Source organism: Tenacibaculum sp. SDUM215027, from assembly GCF_050566205.1.
Lineage (GTDB): Bacteria > Bacteroidota > Bacteroidia > Flavobacteriales > Flavobacteriaceae > Polaribacter.
The window spans coordinates 309,969-329,643 of the sequence record NZ_JBNXUE010000001.1 but is presented as its reverse complement, the minus strand read 5'-3'; the positions used below and the strand labels follow the sequence as shown (position 1 = coordinate 329,643).

Genomic DNA, 19,675 nt, shown 5'->3' with positions numbered 1-19,675 from the left:
TTAGCTTAACATCTTATATAAGAAGTAGCTTACTCAGGTACTATGTAGTAAAAAGTTCGGGAGGTGGAGTGAGAATTTTAGGATACTGTGAAACGTAGTTTTTAGATTGAAAACGTACGTTTTTCTTTTTTTGAATTTTTCTATATAAAAAAGAAGTGTAATCTTCATTAGGGTGAGCCTTTAATTCAGCTACCTTAACATGTTTAGTGTTTTCTTCCTCTTCACTTAGACTTAAGAAAATAGTAATATCTTGATCTTCATCTACCAACGTAATTATCGAAGGCGTAACAACAATGCCTGCGAACAAAACGATAAAAAAGATGGCGATTTTAGATTTCAAAATAATTTTCTATTTATTTAGAGGCAAAAGTAATTAATTTTTTACATCTAAAATGTTATAGTTCTTTTAAAATTTCAGTTTTCACCCATCCAATTTTTCCGTCAGCAAGCTTTATTTTTTTCCAATTATCTACAGAATCTAACACATTAACTTTTGTCCCTTCGTGTAATGTGAAAATATCATTTGAGTTATCAGTAGGCTCATTGTTAACAGGAACTTCTTCGATAAAAATAATAGCTTCAATGTTTTTTTTAGCTTGATTGTATTGTGTATATGTAATAATCAAAGAGGTTGTTAAAAGTAAAAAAGAAATAATACTAGTTGTAAAATAAGTTCTTTTTTTATTTGGAGTATAGGCAAAATAAAACAGCAAAAATAAAATAGAAGCAATAAAAGAAAGCACAATGGTAATTATAGCCCAAGTGTTATAAGTAAATTTTTGCAAATAGTTTTTATTAAATTTTTGCAAAACTGATTTTGGTAATGCTTCAATTCTATCAAGAGTTAAGCGTCTTGCTATAATTAGGTTGTTTTTAGCATCTTCATTTAAAGGATCTAACTGTAATGCTTTTTCATAATTATAAATAGTTGGAGCTATTTTATTAAGTTTATAGTAAGAGTTAGCCAAATTATAATACACTTCTGATGATATTAGGTTTTCATCTTCTATTTGTTCATATAGTTTAATTGCTTCTTCATACTTTCCTTCTTTATATAAAGAATTAGCGCTTAAAAATAACTCATTGGCATTTTGTGCTAACGTAACTGTTGACACAAATAAGAATAAATATATAACTAACTTTCTCATTATAACTGTCTGTCTAATTGCGTTATTACTTGTTTTGCTTTTTCGTACTCCTCTTTCATTTGTACATTGGTAATTGGAGTATATCTAGCAAAATCACAATTGTTAAATACTTTAATAAAACTATTAATAGTTTCTTTATTAACGTTTTTATTAGCTAATAAATCAGTGATTTTTTCACGACTTATATCAGAAGTTTCTACACCTAGTTTTGCTTTTAAATAATTATGTAGGGCTCTTTCTAAGGCTTCATAAAAAGCTTCTTTATTACCTAATTGTTTTTGTGCTCTTGATAAATATTTCTTAGCAAGTTTGTCTGCTTTTCGTAGTTTATTTCCTAATACATCACTATCTCGTTCGTCTTTCTTTTTTTGAATAAAGATTCCAACAGGAATTGCTAAAATAGGAAGCAATAAAAGAACATAAAACAAGGTAGATTTAAAGAAATCATCTATTTTTATAGGTTGTAAATCGGTAGATGTTTGAATGTATCTAAAATCGCTGCCTGTAACTTTTACATCTTGTTTTGCTACTGTATTAGCATCTGAATTTGTAGGAACATTTTTTCCTTCTAAAACATCAACATATAAATCATCAGTAGTAATGGTTTGGTATACTTTTTCTTTTGGGTTAAAGTAAGAAAAGCTAGTTTTAGGAATTCTATATTTTCCTTTAAATTCAGGAACAACTGTATAGCTATCGGTAACTGAACCTGATAATCCAGTTCCTGTAATACGAACATTTTCTTTTCTTTCTGGTTGATAAACTTCTAATTCTTTAGGAGTTTCAATCTTTGGAAGTTCAAAAAGCTTTAAATTTCCTTTACCGTTAACAGTTACCTTAATCTGTGAAGACTCATTTGCTTTTAAAGTATTTTTGCTTAAAGAAACATCGAATGAAAATTCACCTACAGCACCGGTAAAGCCTTCTGGTTTGTTTTGAAGAGGTAATGCTTTGGTATTAATCACTTTCTTGGCAGAAGAAAATTCTTTGCGAACTTGACGCGTGATAACATTTCCAAAAAAATCGGCTCTTCCAGTAGGTACTGCCACAACGATATCCATTTTCATGGGATCTATCGTTAGCTTACCGGAAGTGGTTGGTATTAATAATGCCTTGTGTAAAACTGCATAACGATAATTTTCTCCGTTATATGTACCAGTTTTAACTCCCATTCCGTTACGCTTAATTTCCTGATTCCAAAATCCATTGTATTGTGGAGCTTCTGTAATTGCATTGTCGTAAATACCAACATTGTCGCTAAAATATAAACGATATTCCACATAAATTCCTTCACCAACATAAGGTTGAGATTTAGAAATTTCAGCAACTAAGTGAATATTTTGTTCTGCAATATAACTAGGGTCATTTGGGTTTTTAGGAATGTCTACAGCATCTAAAACAATAATTTTTACAGGACTCGACTTTATTGTTTTTCCCTCAATTTCAATACTTGCTGAAGGAATGTTAAATTCTCCTTTTCTTTTGGGTTGCAGTATATAAGTGTATGATTGATTAAAAGATACTTTACCATTAATCCAAGATTGACTTACAGACTGACTAGGGCCACCAACGATTTTAAAATTGATGAAATTAGGAGCTTTAAAATTATCAGCTCCTTGTTTATTGATTGAAAACTCAATACGTAATCGTTGATTTTTGCCCAATTTATTCTTACTAACTTTAGCCGTTAACGCAGCGTCTTGTGCATTAATGGTAAATGTTATAAAACTAACTAATAACGATATGTATACTTTCAACTTCATGTTAATTTTCAAAAATGTATAAAAATAATTAAGATTTTAAAAACTGTAAAATTACCAGTCTTTTTCTTGTTTTACTTTTCTTCCTTTTGATTTTTTCGCATTCATTTTTTTCTGCGTTTTGTTTTCCTCATTATTTAAACTCTCTAACAATTGTTTCATTTGTTCAGGAGTCATTTTACCTTGTTGAGGTTTAGGCTTTTGATTCTGTTTGTCTTTTTGGTCTTGATTAGGTTTTTGTTGATTTTTTTGATCGTCATTTTTCTGATCTTGCTTATCATCTTTTTTGTCCTTATCGTCGCCTTTTTGATCTTTATTCTTGTCGTTCTTTTTGTCTTTGTCGTTTTGCTTTTGTGGATCTTTCTGATCCTTGTTCTTTTGGTCTTTATTTTTATCCTTGTTATCCTTCTGGTTTTGTTGTTGCTTTTTAACTTCTTTTTGGGCAACGGCTAAATTATAACGTGTTTCATCATCATTCGGATTTCTGCGTAGAGAGTTTTTAAAGGCTTCTACAGCTTGCTCATATTGTTTTTGTTCCATCATAGCATTACCAATGTTATGATAAGCTTCAGCCTGAGCCATTTTATCTTTTGAAGTCTCAGTAGTTACTTTAAACTGTTCTACAGCTTCTTTGTATTTCTTTTCTTGGTATAAAGTATTACCAAAGTTATAGCTTGCTTTTTCATACTTACTATTTTTACCCAAAGCTTTTCGGTAGGCAATAGCAGCATCACCAAACTTTTGTTTATTGTATAGTTTGTTTCCTTCTCGTAACAAAGCACGTGCTTCACGTTGTAGTTTAAGTGTGTCTTGTTGCGCATTTGCCATTGCAGAAATTGCAAAAACTAGAATAAACATTAAATTTTGTAAACTTTTCATACTACACTTTAAGATTCTTCGTTAAACAAATCTACTTTCTTCAACCATTTGGTTTTCTTATCAAATAAAAACATATCTAAAATTAAAAACAACAGTCCAATTCCTACAAACCATTGAAATTGGTCTTTATAATCAGAAAATTGTTTTGTTTCAAATTCATTTTTTTGTGCATTTCCAATAATCTTCTCAATGGCTTCTACTGGATTTTCAGTTTTATTACCATCAAAATATTGTCCGTCAGAAGCATCAGCAACTCCTTGTAAAACATCAGGTTTTCTTTGGGTAATTACCGTTTCTCCCATTCTATCTTTTTTATAACCAATAAGTGCGCCATTTAATTTAATAGGAATTGGGCCTCCTTTTTCAGTTCCTACACCTACGGTATATACTTTAACGCCTTCGTTGGCGATGTTTTGAGCAACTTGTTTAGTTTCTTCTTGATGATCTTCACCATCTGAAATAATGATTAAAAAACGATTAGTTTGCTCATCGTTATCATAATAAGTGTTTGCTAGATTTAAAGCTTCATTGATAGCTGTACCTTGACTTGAAACCATATCTGGATTTGCGTTTTGCAAAAACATTTTTGCAGCAGCATGATCTGTGGTAATAGGAAGTAGAGGATAAGCATTACCTGCATAAATAATAATACCAACTCTATCACTTCCTAATTTATCGATAGTTTTAGATATAATTTGTTTCGCTTTTTCTAGTCTGTTAGGAGCGATATCTTCTGCCAACATACTTTTAGAAACATCTAAAGCAAATACTACATCAACACCTTCTCTTTTTACAGTTTTTAGCTTAGTTCCCATTTTAGGGTTTACTAATGATAGAATTAGAAAAGATAATCCAATTAAAAAGAAAACAAGTTTTAATACTGATTTAAAGGTTGATGTGTTTGGTGCTATTTTAGATAAAAGCGCTGGATTCGCAAACTTTTTTTGAGTTCGTTTTTTCCACCATAAAACGAATAGGAAAACCACAATTATTACAGGAATAATTGCAAAAAGATAAAAATATATTGGTTCTTCTAGTTTGTACATCTTGCTTAAATAAAACTTTTAAATACTGTGTTTTTTAGGGTGAATTCTAAGAGTAAAAAGATTCCTGCTAGGAGTACTAAAAAACGATATTTTTCTGAGTAATTATAATATTTAAACTCCTCTATTTTAGTTTTTTCTAGCTTGTCGATTTCGTCGTAAATTTCTTTTAATTTGGTGTTGTTAGTTGCTCTAAAATATTTACCACCAGTTTCGTTGGCAATATGCTTTAGCAAATCTTCGTCAATTTCAACTGGTTTGTTTTTAAAAGAAATTTTACCAGTTCTTGGATCTTTAGCCCATGGGAAAGGAGCCATTCCGTTTGTTCCTATTCCAATAGTATAAACCTTAATTTCATTCCCTTTAGCTAATTCAGTAGCTGTCTTAGGATCAACAAAACCAGCGTTATTTACACCATCTGTCAACAAGATAATAACTTTACTTTTGGCTTTGCTATCTTTTAGTCTGTTAACAGCAGAACCTAAGCCCATTCCGATTGCTGTTCCTCCTTCTAGTTGTCCCCATTTAATTTCTGAAATAGTTCTTTTCACAATAGATTTATCACTAGTAATTGGAGTTTGTGTAAAGCTTTCTCCTGCATATACTACAATACCAATACGATCATTTGGACGTCGATTTATAAAATCGATTGCGACTCTTTTTAGAGCTTCCAATCGGTTTGGTTTAAGGTCTTTTGCTAACATACTAGCTGACACATCAACAGCCATAACAATATCAATTCCTCTATTTGTTTTTGTTTTTTTACTAACAGCTACATTTCTAGGACGTGCTAAAGCAACTATTAGGCAAGCTAAAGCTAGTAATCTCAATAGGTGTAGTAGAGGTTTTAATTTAGGTAAAATAGAACCTTGTACTTTAAAACCTTTAGTACTTGGCATTCTAAGCTGTGCACTATCTTTCTTTCTGCTATAAAAACTCCAAAAAGCTAATAAAGGGATTAATAGTAGCAACCATAAAAACTCAGGACTATGAAATTCGAAATTATTCCACTTCATCTTCTTCTACTTGTTTTTTAGGTTTTAAATTATCTATAATAAGTTTTGCATCTTTTCTGTCCTTTTCTATTTCATGAGATAAAGGCTTTGATTTTGCAAACTTAACTAAATCAGATTCTTGTAACAGCCCCTTTAATTTGCTAATAATTTCCTTGGAAGTTTCTATTGATTTAGTGTCGTTAAAATCTTTTAAAACATCAACTAACTCATCAGTAGTACTTTCTAAGGCAGGAACATGTAACTCTCGTTCAATATAAGCTCTAATAATGTCCGTTAATTCACTGTAATATTTTTTAACTTGATTGTTTTGCCATAATAGTTTTTTATCCAGCTCTTCCAACTTTTGCATTGCTTCTTCATAAGGAGCTAATAAAGGAACAACAACAACTTCTTTTTGTTCTTTTTTCTTTTTGAAAACAAAGAAATAGAGTAGTGTCAAAATAACAACTAAAGCTATTATAACCCACCAAATATATTGTTTGAAATCATCAAGTTGATATGGTTCTCCTTTAATTCCTTTAATTGGAAATTTTTTAATTTTAGTAGTGTCGATAGGAACCGTAACTATGTTAACTAATAAACTATCGGTCAGATAAGCTTGATTTCTAATAAAAATTTGTTGCTGTGGAATGTAAAAAGCACCGCTATCAAAACCTGTTAAAATATATTTTTGAATTAGTTTGTTTTCAATGGTATCAATTTTTAATGTATCAATAACCTCTAATCCTTTTAAATTTTCTAACTTAGGAATGATAACATTTTTGGTTTCGTCAACAGATATTTTATATTGAAACTGTTCACCAATTCTGATGTTTGTTGTGTCGACTTCTACTTTTACCTGAGGTTGTTGAGCAAAGGCAAAAGAAGTTAAAAACAAGCATATGTAAAGTAGTTTGTGTTTCATTGTTTGTTCTTATCCTTTTCGTTTAAAATAACCTAACAGTTTTCGTACATAACTCTCATCAACTCTGCTACTAATTGTTCCTGCACCACTTTTTGTAAAAGTAGTTTCAAAATAATCAGACAAACGTAAAGCATTTGCTTTATAATGAGTTCTAACTAATTTTGAACTAGTGTTAACTAGCTGTGTTTTTCCCGTTTCTGCATCCATTATAGGAACCATCCCTAGGTTTGGAATTTCTTCGTCGTGTTTATCATATATACGTATACCAGTTACGTCATGTTTGTTACCAACAATCTTCAGTGTACGCTCATAATCATCATCCATAAAATCAGAAAGTATAAAAACAATAGCTTTCTTTTTCATAATGTTGGATAAAAATTTTAGAGCTTCACTAATACTAGTTTGCCTACTTTTTGGTTGAAACTCTATAAGTTCTCGAATAATTCTCAGCACATGACTTTTTCCTTTTTTAGGAGGAATGTAGAGTTCAATTTGATCTGAGAATAAAATTAAACCAACTTTATCGTTGTTTTGAATAGCAGAAAATGCCAATGTTGCTGCAATTTCTGTAACGGTATCTTTTTTAAATTGTTCAGAAGTACCAAAAAATTCTGAGCCTGAAACATCAACAACCAACATCATAGTTAGTTCACGTTCTTCTTCAAAAACTTTTACATAGGGTTCGTTATAACGAGCAGTAACGTTCCAGTCAATTGCTCTAATGTCGTCTCCGAATTGATATTGACGAACTTCAGAAAAAGTCATACCTCTACCTTTAAAGGTTGAATGATACTCTCCTCCAAAAATATGATTAGACAACCTACGTGTCTTTATCTCTATCTTTCGAACTTTTTTTAGTAACTCTTTTGTATCCATATTTTCAATTGTCAGTTAACAGTTATCAATTAATCAGTAAAATATTTTAAGCTGATAATTGCTTATTGATAATTGATTAAGGTACTTGCACTTCGTTAATAATAGAATTGATAATATCTATAGATGTAATATTCTCAGCTTCGGCTTCGTAAGTAATACCAATTCTATGACGTAAAACATCGTTTACTATTGCTCGAACATCTTCAGGAATTACATACCCTCTTCGTTTAATAAAAGCATAGCATTTTGCAGCTTTTGCTAATGCAATACTACCACGAGGAGAAGAACCAAAACTGATAAGTGGTTGTAGTTTTTCTAGATTGTATTTTTCAGGATAACGAGTAGCAAAAACAATATCTAAGATATATTTTTCGATTTTTTCATCCATATAAACCTCATTAACTACGTTACGAGCTTTAATTATTTGTTCTATTGAAATTACAGGATTTATTTTTTGAAAACTTCCATTTAAGTTTTGACGCATAATGAGTTGCTCGTCTTGTAATTTTGGATAGTCAATTACTGTTTTTAACATAAAACGATCTACTTGTGCCTCAGGCAGAGGGTAAGTTCCCTCCTGTTCAACTGGGTTTTGAGTAGCCATTACTAAGAAAGGCTCATCTAACTTAAAAGTTTCGTCACCAATAGTAATTTGACGCTCTTGCATGGCTTCTAATAAAGCAGATTGAACTTTAGCAGGAGCACGGTTAATCTCATCGGCTAATACAAAGTTGGCGAAAATAGGTCCCTTCTTAATAGAGAAGTCATTTTCTTTTACATTGTATATCATTGTCCCCACCACATCAGCAGGTAATAAATCCGGAGTAAACTGAATACGACTAAAGCTTCCGTCAACAGCTTTTGAAAGTGTGTTAATCGCTAAGGTTTTTGCAAGCCCAGGTACACCTTCTAATAAGATATGTCCATTTCCTAAAAGTCCAATTAGTAATCGTTCAATCATGTGTTTTTGACCTACAATTACTTTATTCATTTCTGTAGTTAATAAGTCTACAAAAGAACTTTCTCTTTCTATTTTTTCATTGATGGCTCTTACATCTATATCCATAGTAATTGAAATAAATTAGAATTGTTTATGAAACAAAGCTACAATAATAGTGTTTTTTTAGTTGTTAAAAGTTGGTTAAACCTTGTATTTACAAGCTGAAAGGTGTTGCTTTTTAAAGTTAAGTTTCTGGTTGATTGATTTATTTAGTTGAAAATAAGTTATTTATAATTTGCTTTTGTGGATAAAAAAAATGAAATTTAGCTTCTACTAACTTTAAACTTAAATTTTATGAAGAAAATGTCTTTTAGCAAAACGCTGCTAATTAACGCACTTATTTTTCTGTTTTCTAGTTTTATTTACGGGCAAACAATAAAAGGAAAAATAGTGGGTGTAAATGGAGAAAGTATTCCTTTTGCAAACATTATAGAGAAAGGAACGACAAATGGTACCACTTCTAATGAGAATGGTGAATTTAGTTTAAATGTAAAAAAGCTTCCGGCGGTAGTTACAATATCTTCTTTAGGGTTTGTTACAGTAGAAAAGAACGTAGCGAATACGGATACTTTTTTGCAAGTAACATTACGAGAAGATTCTGATGTTTTAGAAGAAGTAGTGATTTCGGGACTAGCAACGACAACAAAAAGGTCTAATTTAGCTAACACAGTTTCGACCATTTCAGCTGCTGAATTAACACAGGTTACATCACAATCAGGGTTTGATAGTGCATTGTCAGGAAAGTTTACAGGAGCAGAGATTAAAGCAAATTCTGGAGCTCCAGGAGGAGGGATTTCAATGAGGTTAAGAGGAGTTACTTCCATTTTTGGAGATCAGCAACCATTATTTGTGGTTGATGGTGTATATGTAGATAATTCATCAATTTCTTCTGGAAATAATATTGTAAGTGAAGCAGCAGGAGGAGGTAATCCATCATCAAATCAGGATGATGCTTCTAACAGAATTGCAGATATTGATCCTGAAGATATAGAAACTGTAGAAATACTGAAAGGAGCCTCGGCGGCAGCTCTTTATGGATCAAGAGCAGCTGGAGGAGTTGTAATTATTACAACAAAAAGGGGTAAAGAAGGGAAACCAAGAGTGTCTTTTTCACAAACAGTTGGTTTAAGAAGCCCAACCAGATTATTGGGATTAAGAGATTGGGATGATTCAGAAGTTATTGCTTTAGGAGGTCCTGCTAATGCTAAATTAAGGGATTACGAAGCTGAATTATTTGATCATACTAGGATTTCTACAACTACTCGATTTACAACTTCTGGTGGATCTGAGAGGAGTGATTATTTTTTTGGTGTTACTTATAAAGATGAGCCTGGGTTAGTTGAAAACACAGGCTATGAAAAAGCAGCAGTTCGTTTAAATATAGGTCAAAAATTTACAGATTGGTTAGATTTGTATGTAACTTCAAATTATATAAGCTCTCAAGCAGATAGAGGTTTTTTTAATAATGGTAATGCTAATAGAACTATAGGGTACGCCCTGGCTTTTACTTATCCATGGGAAAACCTATCACCTGTTGATGGAGTCTATCCTTTTGGAGGGGCAGGTTCAAATGTGTTAGAGACAATAGCGCTTACTACTAATAGAGAAAATGTAAATAGGTTTATAGGAAGTGCTAAATCTAATATCAAAATTCTTAACGGAGATAAAAACAGACTTAAATTAGTGCTTGAAGCAGGTTTTGATCAGTATACACTTCGTACAACAAGTATTTTCCCTAGAGAGTTAACTTATTTCAGAGATCGATCTACTTTAAAGGGAGCTTCAATATCTGGAACGACGAGGAATACTAACTACAACTTGTCTGCTTTCTTAGTTCACAACTTAAGTTTAAACAATGGATTACAGTTCACAACTCAAACAGGAACTTTTTTTCAAGACTTTAATCGTAATACTGTTATAACTGTAGGTACGGGTTTCAATACTTCTTTAACAAGTTTATCATTAGCAGAGAATTTATCATCACAGCAAGTTTTTAGACTTCAAAGAGATACAGGTTTTTTTGTGCAAGAGGAAATAAATTACGATGATAAAATAATAGGTACTATTGGGGTTAGAGGTGACAAGTCAACCAATAATGGAGTTTCGGATAAAATGTATTATTATCCTAAGGCAAATTTAGCAATTAATTTACATAAGTTTGATTTTTGGAATATAAAAGAAATTACTAGTTTAAAGCCTAGGATTGCGTATGGAGAAGCCGGAAGGTTTCCAAACTTTAATGATCAGTTTACCTTGGCTGCACCGCAATTTATTGGTGGGGTTTCTGGTTTTGCCCCTGGAACCTTTAAAGGAGATCCTACCATAGGTCCAGAACGTCAAAAAGAATTAGAGTATGGGTTAGATTTAGGGTTGTTTGATGGCAGGTTTACATTAGAGGCTACGGTATATAACAAAAAAATAAGCGATTTACTTATTCAGGAAAATTTTCCAACATCATCTGGTTTTACTAGAAAAATTAAAAATGGAGGAGAGCTTGAAAATACAGGTATAGAATTAGGTTTAAATGCAAACTTTATTGAAAAAGAAGATTTTTCTTGGAATGCAAATTTTAAATGGTGGAAAAACAAATCTAAAATTAATAAATTAGATGTTCCAGCATTCACAGAAGGAGGTTTTGCAGCTTTTTTAGGAACCTTTTTAATACAAGAAGGTAAGAGTGCTACACAAATTGTAGGAACTTATCCTAGCGGACTTACTCCAGAAGAAATAGCTGTAATTGATCCTGATGGAGATGGATTTGCTGTTTATGGTAATGCAGAGCCAGACTTTCAAATGTCATGGCAAAACAACATACGTTATAAAAACTTCGATTTATCATTTTTATGGCACTGGAAAAAAGGAGGAGATGGTATTAACTTAACAACTTTTTTATATGATAATGCTGGAACTACATGGGATTTTGATGATACAGGTTTAGACCCAACAGGCACGCTTACTAATGGGCCTTATAGGTTGGCGCAAGCAAATATTAGAAATACTAAGCCTCTAATAGAGGACGCAGGATATCTTCGATTAAGGGAAGTAGGCCTTTTTTATACATTTAATGACGAGGTTTTTAAAGGGGCAGAAAAAGTAAAAGTGGGGATATCAGGTAGAAACTTAATCAACATTTTTGATTATAATAGTTATGATCCAGAAGCATCGAATTTTGGAAATAATGTATTAGCTAATAATGTAGAAGTAACTCCTTACCCTGCATCTAAGTTTGTTAATTTTCATTTAAAAGTTAATTTTTAATCTTCTAAAGTAAATAAATTATGAAAAATATATTTTACAAATTAATACTAATTGTTTTTGTCTTTTTTATACAGGGTTGTGAGTTAGATGAATTACCTAATCAAAATGCACCGACATTGGATTCATATACGGATGGTGCCTCCGCAGCTGATGTCGAAGCTTTAGCAGTTGGTTTAGAGGCTGTAATGAGAAATGATTTAGATTTTCATTATGAAACGGTAAGCTATTTAGCAAGAGAGTATTATGATTTATCAACAGCAGATCCAAGATATACAGGAGAAATTTTAAAAGGTCCTTTAGATAATAATGGATTTTTAACAACTCGTTCTTTTGCGGCCTGGTATAGAATAGTTAAAGCAGCTAATGTTTTAATTACAGCTGTAGAGAATTCAAATGCTGGTTTTTCTGAAGCAGAAAAAAAATCTTACTACGGATACGCTAAGACAATAAAGGCATATGCTCTTTTAATGGTAGCAAATAGGCAATATACGAACGGAATAAGATTAGATGTAGAAGATCCAGATAACTTAGGTCCTTTTGTAGGTTATGATGAAGCTTTAGTCGCAATCAAAAATTTATTAAATGAAGCTAAAAGTGATTTAGAAGTATCCTCGAGTAATTTTCTATTTCTTTTTAGTCCTGGATATAATGATTTAAAGCCGACAGATCAGCCTCTCTTATCAAGCGGTTTTTTAAAGTTTAATAGAGCAATTGCTGCACGGGTTGCATTATATCAAAACAACATGACAGAAGTGTTAACTTTTTTAAATGAGTCTTTCTTTGACTTAAATAAATCTATGTCGTTCGGTGTATCACATGTTTTTGGATTAACAGGTAATGATATTAAAAACGATTTGTTTTATGTAAAACAAAAAGGAAATGAATTTGTTGTTCATAATTCATGGATAGCTGATGGAGAGGCAGGTGATCTTCGTGTGTCTAGTAAATCTTCATTGTTAGATAGCTCAGGCTCTCATGACGGTCTTGCAGGTACTCATCAAATCTCCGTGTATAAAAGTAATACATCCCCTGTTTATCTTATTAGGAATGAGGAGCTAATTTTAATGTATGCAGAAGCGAATATTGGAACGGATAATACAGAGGCTGTAATTGCAATTAATGTTGTAAGGAATGAAGCGAGTTTACCTGATTACTCTGGAGGAACTTCTGATAATGAGTTGGTAGAAGAAGTTTTAAAACAAAGAAGATACTCTTTACTAGGGGAAGGACATCGATGGATTGATTTAAGGCGTTTAAATAGATTGAATCCGACCTATATTCCACTAGATAGATCAGGGGATAATATTATTGATGCTTTTCCAACACCATTTAGTGAAAATGCTAATTAATAACATAATGGTTTGTTTTTAATTGTGATATTTGATAACGAAAAAGCACCTTATTTAAGGTGCTTTTTTTATGAATTATATTCTTTTAAGGATAATTTATCGTTTTCAAAAACCGCATAGGTGTAATACTGAATCCAATCACCAGTATTGAGGTAAACACTATTTTCTTTAAGTTGAATCTCTAAAGGAAGATGGCGATGCCCAAAAATGAAATAATCGTAGTGTTTGGTTTCCAATTTACGTTTGCAATATTGCACTAACCACTCATTATCTTCTCCTAAAAACTTAGCATCTTCATCACCAGAAATCAATTTGTTTTTAACAGACATATATTGTCCTAATCGAACTCCTAAATCTGGGTGTAGCCAACGAAACATCCATTTAAATAAAGGGAAGGTAAATACTTTTTTCATGCGTTTATAGCCTTTGTCTCCAGGGCCTAACCCGTCACCATGACCAATTAAAAACAATTTATCGTCGATTTTAAACTCTTGAGGGGAGTGATACACGGGAATATTAAGTTCCTTTTCAAAATAATCACGCATCCATAAGTCATGATTACCAACAAAAAAGTAAATCGGAATGCCACTGTCTTTTAGTTCGGCAAGTTTCCCTAGAACACGTACAAAGCCTTTAGGAACAACGGTTTTATACTCAAACCAAAAATCGAATAAATCACCTAGAATAAAAATAGCTTCAGCGTCTTTTTTAATTTCATTTAACCACTGAACAAACTTTTGCTCACGAGGAAAACTAGCTTCAGAAGTTGGAGCTCCTAAATGTTGGTCAGAAGCAAAATAGATTTTTTTATTCTCAGAAGTATTGATTGAAATCAAATCGTAATTTTTGGTAAAAATAAGTATTTTAAGCAGAGTTTACACAAACAAAATTTGGCTACATTTGTTTTTTTACTGATAAAAACTCACATGTATGAATCCGTTTGATGACACTTACTTCATGAAAAAAGCTTTACAAGAAGCAGAGATAGCTTTTGATAAAGGCGAAGTTCCTGTGGGGGCGGTCATTGTTTTTAACAATCAGATTATAGCGAGAGCACACAACTTAACGGAATTGCTAAATGATGTTACCGCCCATGCAGAAATGCAGGCATTTACAGCGGCAGCTGATTTTTTAGGAGGAAAATATTTGAAAGATTGCACATTGTACGTTACGTTAGAGCCTTGCCAAATGTGTGCAGGAGCAAGTTATTGGGCACAAATAGGTAAAATTGTATATGGAGCAAGTGAACCTAAATTGGGATTTTCTGTTCTACAAACAAAACTACATCCAAAAACCAAGGTAGTATCAGGTGTTTTAGAAGAAGAATGTGGCCTTTTACTGAAGAAATTTTTTATTGAAAAACGTAATTTGAATTAAGCGTTACCTCATTATTTACTCTTCTAAAAATTAGAATAATGTTTGCTGTTTAATGCCGCTTTCGTGTTCTAACAACCACTTTTTACGCCAAATACCGCCGGCATATCCTGTTAGTGAGCCATTAGAGCCAATAACTCTATGACATGGGATGATAATCCAAATAGGATTTTTACTATTGGCAGAAGCTACCGCACGAATTGCCTTTACATCTCCCAATTGTTTGGTTTGCTCTAAATAAGATCTAGTTCTTCCGAAAGGAATGTTTAACAGCTCATCCCAAACGGATTGTTGAAAAACTGTTCCTTGTGGATTCATTTTTAGATCAAACTCTTTTCTTGTTCCAGCAAAATATTCATCTAGTTGGGTAACGCATTCTTGCAAACAAGTTGGAACTTCTGTTAGAGTTTCAATGTCATCATCTATTACAGAAATTGATTGAATTCCGTTTTGATCACCTTTAATCTTTGCAATTCCTATTGGAGTTTTATAATATGTGGTTTGTATGTTAGACACCAAAAACGTCTTTAGAGTTCTGCGTTGTAATTTCTGAAATTTTTTCGAAAGACAATCCGTAAATATCTACTAACTTATCCACAACTTGGGTAATGTAACTGCTCTCATTACGTTTTCCGCGATATGGAGTAGGGGCTAAGTAGGGAGAATCAGTTTCTAACACAATGTGTTTAATGTCTATTTGATTTAGAAACTTGTCAATTTTTCCATTTTTAAACGTTGCAACACCACCAATTCCTAATTTCATATTGTAAGAAATTGCTTTTTCAGCTTGTTCAAACGTTCCTGTAAAACAATGAAAAATTCCGAATAAACCATCTCCTTTTTCAGTTTCTAAGACTTCAAAAATTTCATCAAAGGCATCACGACAATGAATTACAATCGGTAACTTTTTTTCTTTTGCCCACTGAATTTGTGTGCGAAAAGCTTCTTGTTGTTGAGGTAAAAAAGTTTTATCCCAATATAAATCGATACCAATTTCACCAATTGCATAAAAATTACGTTTGTCTAACCACTCTTTTACATGCGCTAATTCTTCTTGGTAATTTTCTTTCACAGAAGTTGGGTGTAAGCCCATCATTAAAAACACATCGTTCGGGTAGTTTTTCTCTAAATCAAGCATACGTTGCGTATACGAACTATCAATTGCAGGAATAAAAAAACGAGATATACCTGCGTCTTTAGCACGTTGTATCATTTCGTCTCTATCTTCATCAAACTGACTAGAATATAAGTGGGTGTGTGTATCTGTAATCATTTATTGCTGTATCTTTACGGGACAAAAGTACGAGAAATGGCAAGTTTGAAAAAAGTATTACGAAAAAAGAAATACATCAAGATAAAACTTAAAAAAATGGTGACTAATCATTTAGAGTTGGACGCAGAGATAAATGGTATTAAAGGAAGGTTTATTTTAGATACAGGTGCTTCTAATTCGTGTGTTGGATTAGATTTAATAGAACGTTTTAAACTTGTTTCTGAAGAAAGTGAAGTAAAAGCTGCAGGAGCAGGAGCGACGGATATGGAAACACATAAGTCAGGAAATAATTCTCTTAAAATAGGAAAGTGGAAAGCGAATGAGTGTGATTTAGTATTGTTTGATTTAATGCATGTAAATACGGCTTTAAAACAGCATGATGCTGATGAGGTAGATGGGATTATAGGCGCAGATATTTTAGAGTTGGGAAAAGCCTTTATTGATTATAACAAGAAAGCATTGTATCTAAAGAAGCTTAAAAAGAAAAAAGTTAGAAAATTAAAAGTTCCATTTTAATCGCAGGGCGATAGCCAAGGGGTTAATTCCCCCGAGGCTTGCCTCGAAATTCTTAAATATTTTTTTGAATACTTAGTATGTTTGTATTGGAGTGGTTTATTACAGTCTTCAACAATTATTCATCAATATTTTTCAGTTCGTGTTCTAAGAGCCATCTTTTACGTTCCAAACCTCCTCCGTAACCAGTCAGTTTTCCATCTTTTCCAATGACTCTATGGCAAGGAATAATAATTGATATTCGATTAAATCCATTTGCTGAAGCAACGGCTCTTACAGCTTTTGGATTATTGATGTTTTTAGCCTGTTGTTGGTATGTTGATGTTGTACCATACTCTATTTTTTGTAAATAGCTCCAAACTAAATTTTGAAAGTCCGTTCCAGGAGTTTCAAGTTTTACGTTAAATATTTTTCTAGTTCCATCAAAATATTCGGTAATTTCTCTTTTCGCTTGTTTTGTGTGCTCATTTTCTCCAACAATAATGGTAGACTTCAATTTTTTTTGCAAATCTTTAAATTCTGTTTCAAGCATTTTTCGATCAACAAATTCCAATAAGCAGACTCCATTTTCGGTGGTGCAAACAAACATTGGTCCTAAAGGAGTTGTTAGTCGACTTATTAAAATAACATTTTCGGTAGTACTCTTTGTGGGTGGATTACCCATTAGTTTTTTAAAAGTATAGCCAAAGCCACTCAAAGATTCGTAGCCAGCATCGAATGCAGTTGCTGTAGTTCTTTTTCCATTTTTTAGTTCTTGAAATGCCACATTTATTCGATACATTCTTTGATAGGCTTGAAAAGTGATGCCATAATTTTTATTAAACCATCTTCTTATAACTTCGGGACTAATATTCATTTGTCTTAGTTGCGAATCTGTAACCTTTGATTTTGGGTTTTCCTTAATCAATTGAATAGCTGTTTGTACTTGTTCGGGTGCTTCGTTGGCATTTTCGGTAGGTTTACAAACCTTGCAAGGTCGGTAACCATTATCTAAAGCATCTTTAAAAGTTGTAAAGAATTCAACATTCTCTTTTTTTGGTTTTCTAGCTCTACAAGTAGCAATACAAAAAACAGAGGTTGTTTTTACACCAACAAAAAAGATGCCTACGAAATTTTGTTTTCTTTCCAACAAAGCTTCGTAGTATTTATCTATGGTTTTATGTTCGGTAATTCGCATTAAAAGATAGGGTTAAAGGATTTTTGATTTAGAATTTCTTTGATTTTGGATTTGAATTGACTGTACATAGTGTCAAAGATAAAATTCCCCATACTTATTCGTTTTATACCTAAGTTGTTTAATGTGTCAAAATCAGGTAAATTGGGCATGCACATTACATTGATTGGCAATGTAGTACAATTTACAATTTCCTTAATGTCTGAAACTCGTTCCATACAAGGAACAAAAATTCCGTCTGCTCCAGCATTTTCATAAAGTTTGACTCTTTTCTTGGTTTCTTCAATCGTATTTGGAATGCCTAATAAAAAAGTGTCGGTTCGAACGTTTATGAAAATGTTTATATTCTTTTTTTGAAGGTTTTCAATAACTACAGAAAGTGTTTGAGCAAATTTTGTCGCATCTAATAGTGTTCTGTTTTTATCTATGATACTGTCTTCGATGTTGATTCCAATAACGCCTAAACTTGCTAGCTTTTTAATGTGATTCGTAATCTCTTTTGGGTTTCTGCTATAACCTGCTTCCAAATCAACAGATAAAGGCAAGTTAGAATTTGTAGTAATTCGTTTTACCATATATTCTAATTCTGAAAAGGCCATTTCTTCTCCATCTTGGTATCCAAGAAGCGAAGCAATTGCTGAACTGGATGTTCCAACAGTTTTAAAGTTTAATTCTTTAGCAATTTTGGCACTTGGGACGTCCCAAACATTTGCGATTAATAAAGGTTTGTCTTGACTGTGTAAGTTTTTAAATTCCATCTTTAAATAATTTGATACAAATTACTGATGGTATAATTTATTGAGCAACCGAAAAATGGACAAGTATTTTTTCTTTTACATTATGAGGTATAAAAACAAAAATCCGTAAGACATTTCTCACGGATTTTTTATGAAATAATATTCTAAGTTAATTAACTTAAAACCTCTTTAATTCTTTTAATTGCTTCGCGTAATTGTAATTCAGAAGCAGCGTATGATAAACGAATACAGTTTGGCGCACCAAAAGCTTCACCCGTTACAGTAGCTACATTTGCATCTTCTAACAATAACATAGAAAAGTCGTTTGCATTTTTAATTTCTTTTCCTTGGATGGTTTTGCCGAAGAAATCAGAAATATCAGGAAATACATAAAAAGCTCCTTCAGGTACATTTAATTTGAATCCTTCAATTTCTCCTAATAAATCAAGAACTAAATCTCTACGCTTTTTAAATTCATCCACCATATATTGTACTTTTTCTGGAGATGCTTTTACAGCTGTAATTGCAGCACGTTGAGCAATACAGTTAGTTCCTGAAGTAATTTGACCTTGCATTTTAGTACATGCTTTAGCAATCCATTGAGGAGCGCCAATATAACCTATTCTCCATCCAGTCATCGCAAAAGCTTTCGCTAATCCGTTAACGGTAATAGTACGGTCATACATGCTTTCAATAGCTGCAAAACTAAATGGCTTAGCTCCGTAGTTAATATGCTCATATATTTCGTCTGATAATATGTATATATGAGGATGCTTTTCTAATACTTTAGCCAAAGCTCTGTATTCTTCCTCGCTATAAATTGTTCCACTTGGGTTGTTTGGCGAGTTAAAGAAGATCATCTTTGTTTTTGGCGAAATAGCAGCTTCTAATTGTTCTGGAGTGATTTTGAAATCATTTTCAATAGAAGAAGGGATTTCTGTAAATTTAGCTTCACACAAAATTGCAATCGCAGAATAACTTACCCAATATGGTGCTGGTAATAACACTTCATCACCAGGGTTTAATAATACCTGAGCTACATTAGCAATTGATTGTTTTGCTCCTGTAGAAACTACTACTTGATTTGGAGCGTATGTTAGGTTATTATCACGCTTAAACTTTTCGCAAATAGCTTCTTTTAACTCTACATACCCATCAACTGGAGTGTATGAGTTATAATCTTGGTTGATGGCTTCAATAGCAGCATCTTTAATAAAATCAGGTGTGTTGAAGTCAGGTTCCCCTAAGCTTAAACTAATGATGTCTTTACCTTCAGCTTTTAATTCTCTTGCTTTAGCAGCCATAGCTAAAGTTTGCGATACTGGTAAACTGTTAATTCTGTTTGATAATGCGTTTGACATTGTGTTGTTA

19 protein-coding genes are annotated in these 19,675 nt (G+C 32.3%); 4 read left to right on the top strand and 15 right to left on the bottom strand.

What is annotated here, in order from left to right:
- Positions 1-40: 40 nt before the first annotated feature.
- From ACQYZ7_RS01480 to ACQYZ7_RS01440, 9 genes are all read right to left on the bottom strand, one after another.
- Entirely contained in the window at positions 41-340 is a 300-nt protein-coding gene (locus ACQYZ7_RS01480) for a hypothetical protein (protein WP_430728041.1), read from the bottom strand.
- A 55-nt stretch (positions 341-395) separates the two neighbouring features.
- The gene (locus tag ACQYZ7_RS01475; protein WP_430728040.1) at positions 396-1,148 is read right to left on the bottom strand and encodes an SH3 domain-containing protein; all 753 of its coding nucleotides are present in this window, start codon (positions 1,146-1,148) and stop codon (positions 396-398) included.
- Entirely contained in the window at positions 1,148-2,911 is a 1,764-nt protein-coding gene (locus tag ACQYZ7_RS01470; RefSeq protein ID WP_430728039.1) for a BatD family protein, read from the bottom strand. The genes ACQYZ7_RS01475 and ACQYZ7_RS01470 overlap by 1 nt, the downstream gene beginning before the upstream one ends.
- A 51-nt stretch (positions 2,912-2,962) precedes the next feature.
- Positions 2,963-3,787 carry a tetratricopeptide repeat protein gene (locus ACQYZ7_RS01465; protein ID WP_430728038.1) on the bottom strand — a complete coding sequence of 275 codons (825 nt, stop codon included), beginning with the start codon at positions 3,785-3,787 and terminating at the stop codon, positions 2,963-2,965.
- 8 nt (positions 3,788-3,795) lie between these two features.
- Positions 3,796-4,833, bottom strand: a complete 1,038-nt coding sequence (locus tag ACQYZ7_RS01460) for a VWA domain-containing protein (protein WP_430728037.1) — start codon at positions 4,831-4,833, stop codon at positions 3,796-3,798.
- A gap of 5 nt (positions 4,834-4,838) precedes the next feature.
- The gene (locus tag ACQYZ7_RS01455; RefSeq protein ID WP_430728036.1) at positions 4,839-5,846 is read right to left on the bottom strand and encodes a vWA domain-containing protein; all 1,008 of its coding nucleotides are present in this window, start codon (positions 5,844-5,846) and stop codon (positions 4,839-4,841) included.
- Entirely contained in the window at positions 5,833-6,750 is a 918-nt protein-coding gene (locus ACQYZ7_RS01450; protein ID WP_430728035.1) for a hypothetical protein, read from the bottom strand. The genes ACQYZ7_RS01455 and ACQYZ7_RS01450 overlap by 14 nt, the downstream gene beginning before the upstream one ends.
- A 9-nt stretch (positions 6,751-6,759) precedes the next feature.
- The gene (locus ACQYZ7_RS01445; protein WP_430728034.1) at positions 6,760-7,626 is read right to left on the bottom strand and encodes a DUF58 domain-containing protein; all 867 of its coding nucleotides are present in this window, start codon (positions 7,624-7,626) and stop codon (positions 6,760-6,762) included.
- Positions 7,627-7,702: 76 nt separating this feature from the next.
- Entirely contained in the window at positions 7,703-8,692 is a 990-nt protein-coding gene (locus tag ACQYZ7_RS01440) for an AAA family ATPase (protein WP_430728033.1), read from the bottom strand.
- A 228-nt stretch (positions 8,693-8,920) separates the two neighbouring features.
- On the opposite strand from ACQYZ7_RS01440, the gene ACQYZ7_RS01435 reads away from it, so the two are divergent.
- Together ACQYZ7_RS01435 and ACQYZ7_RS01430 are read left to right on the top strand one after the other, a co-directional pair.
- Positions 8,921-11,884, top strand: a complete 2,964-nt coding sequence (locus tag ACQYZ7_RS01435; RefSeq protein ID WP_430728032.1) for a TonB-dependent receptor plug domain-containing protein — start codon at positions 8,921-8,923, stop codon at positions 11,882-11,884.
- Positions 11,885-11,904: 20 nt separating this feature from the next.
- On the top strand, positions 11,905-13,233 hold the full coding sequence (locus tag ACQYZ7_RS01430; RefSeq protein WP_430728031.1) for a RagB/SusD family nutrient uptake outer membrane protein: 1,329 nt from the start codon (positions 11,905-11,907) through the stop codon (positions 13,231-13,233).
- A gap of 68 nt (positions 13,234-13,301) precedes the next feature.
- On the opposite strand, the gene ACQYZ7_RS01425 is transcribed toward ACQYZ7_RS01430, so the two are convergent.
- A complete protein-coding gene (locus ACQYZ7_RS01425; RefSeq protein ID WP_430728030.1) occupies positions 13,302-14,069 on the bottom strand; it encodes a UDP-2,3-diacylglucosamine diphosphatase in 768 nt (255 codons plus the stop codon).
- 94 nt (positions 14,070-14,163) lie between these two features.
- On the opposite strand from ACQYZ7_RS01425, the gene ACQYZ7_RS01420 reads away from it, so the two are divergent.
- Positions 14,164-14,610 (top strand): nucleoside deaminase, encoded by a 447-nt coding sequence (locus tag ACQYZ7_RS01420; protein ID WP_430728029.1) that lies wholly within the window; start codon positions 14,164-14,166, stop codon positions 14,608-14,610.
- A 30-nt stretch (positions 14,611-14,640) separates the two neighbouring features.
- Here the strand turns inward: ACQYZ7_RS01420 and ACQYZ7_RS01415 are convergent, their stop codons facing one another.
- Both ACQYZ7_RS01415 and ACQYZ7_RS01410 read right to left on the bottom strand, forming a co-directional pair.
- Positions 14,641-15,114: a methylated-DNA--[protein]-cysteine S-methyltransferase gene (locus tag ACQYZ7_RS01415; RefSeq protein WP_430728862.1), complete on the bottom strand. Its 474-nt coding sequence runs from the start codon at positions 15,112-15,114 to the stop codon at positions 14,641-14,643.
- A gap of 1 nt (position 15,115) precedes the next feature.
- Complete coding sequence (locus ACQYZ7_RS01410) at positions 15,116-15,880, bottom strand: TatD family hydrolase (RefSeq protein ID WP_430728028.1); 765 nt, start codon at positions 15,878-15,880, stop codon at positions 15,116-15,118.
- Between the two features lie 36 nt (positions 15,881-15,916).
- On the opposite strand from ACQYZ7_RS01410, the gene ACQYZ7_RS01405 reads away from it, so the two are divergent.
- On the top strand, positions 15,917-16,396 hold the full coding sequence (locus tag ACQYZ7_RS01405) for a retropepsin-like aspartic protease (protein ID WP_430728027.1): 480 nt from the start codon (positions 15,917-15,919) through the stop codon (positions 16,394-16,396).
- A 115-nt stretch (positions 16,397-16,511) separates the two neighbouring features.
- Here the strand turns inward: ACQYZ7_RS01405 and ACQYZ7_RS01400 are convergent, their stop codons facing one another.
- The 3 genes from ACQYZ7_RS01400 to ACQYZ7_RS01390 all read right to left on the bottom strand — a co-directional run bounded on the left by ACQYZ7_RS01400 (position 16,512) and on the right by ACQYZ7_RS01390 (position 19,665).
- A complete protein-coding gene (locus ACQYZ7_RS01400; RefSeq protein ID WP_430728026.1) occupies positions 16,512-17,570 on the bottom strand; it encodes a bifunctional transcriptional activator/DNA repair enzyme AdaA in 1,059 nt (352 codons plus the stop codon).
- Positions 17,570-18,325, bottom strand: a complete 756-nt coding sequence (locus ACQYZ7_RS01395) for an isocitrate lyase/PEP mutase family protein (RefSeq protein ID WP_430728025.1) — start codon at positions 18,323-18,325, stop codon at positions 17,570-17,572. The genes ACQYZ7_RS01400 and ACQYZ7_RS01395 overlap by 1 nt, the downstream gene beginning before the upstream one ends.
- Before the next feature lie 152 nt (positions 18,326-18,477).
- The gene (locus ACQYZ7_RS01390) at positions 18,478-19,665 is read right to left on the bottom strand and encodes a pyridoxal phosphate-dependent aminotransferase (RefSeq protein WP_430728024.1); all 1,188 of its coding nucleotides are present in this window, start codon (positions 19,663-19,665) and stop codon (positions 18,478-18,480) included.
- Positions 19,666-19,675 lie beyond the last annotated feature (10 nt).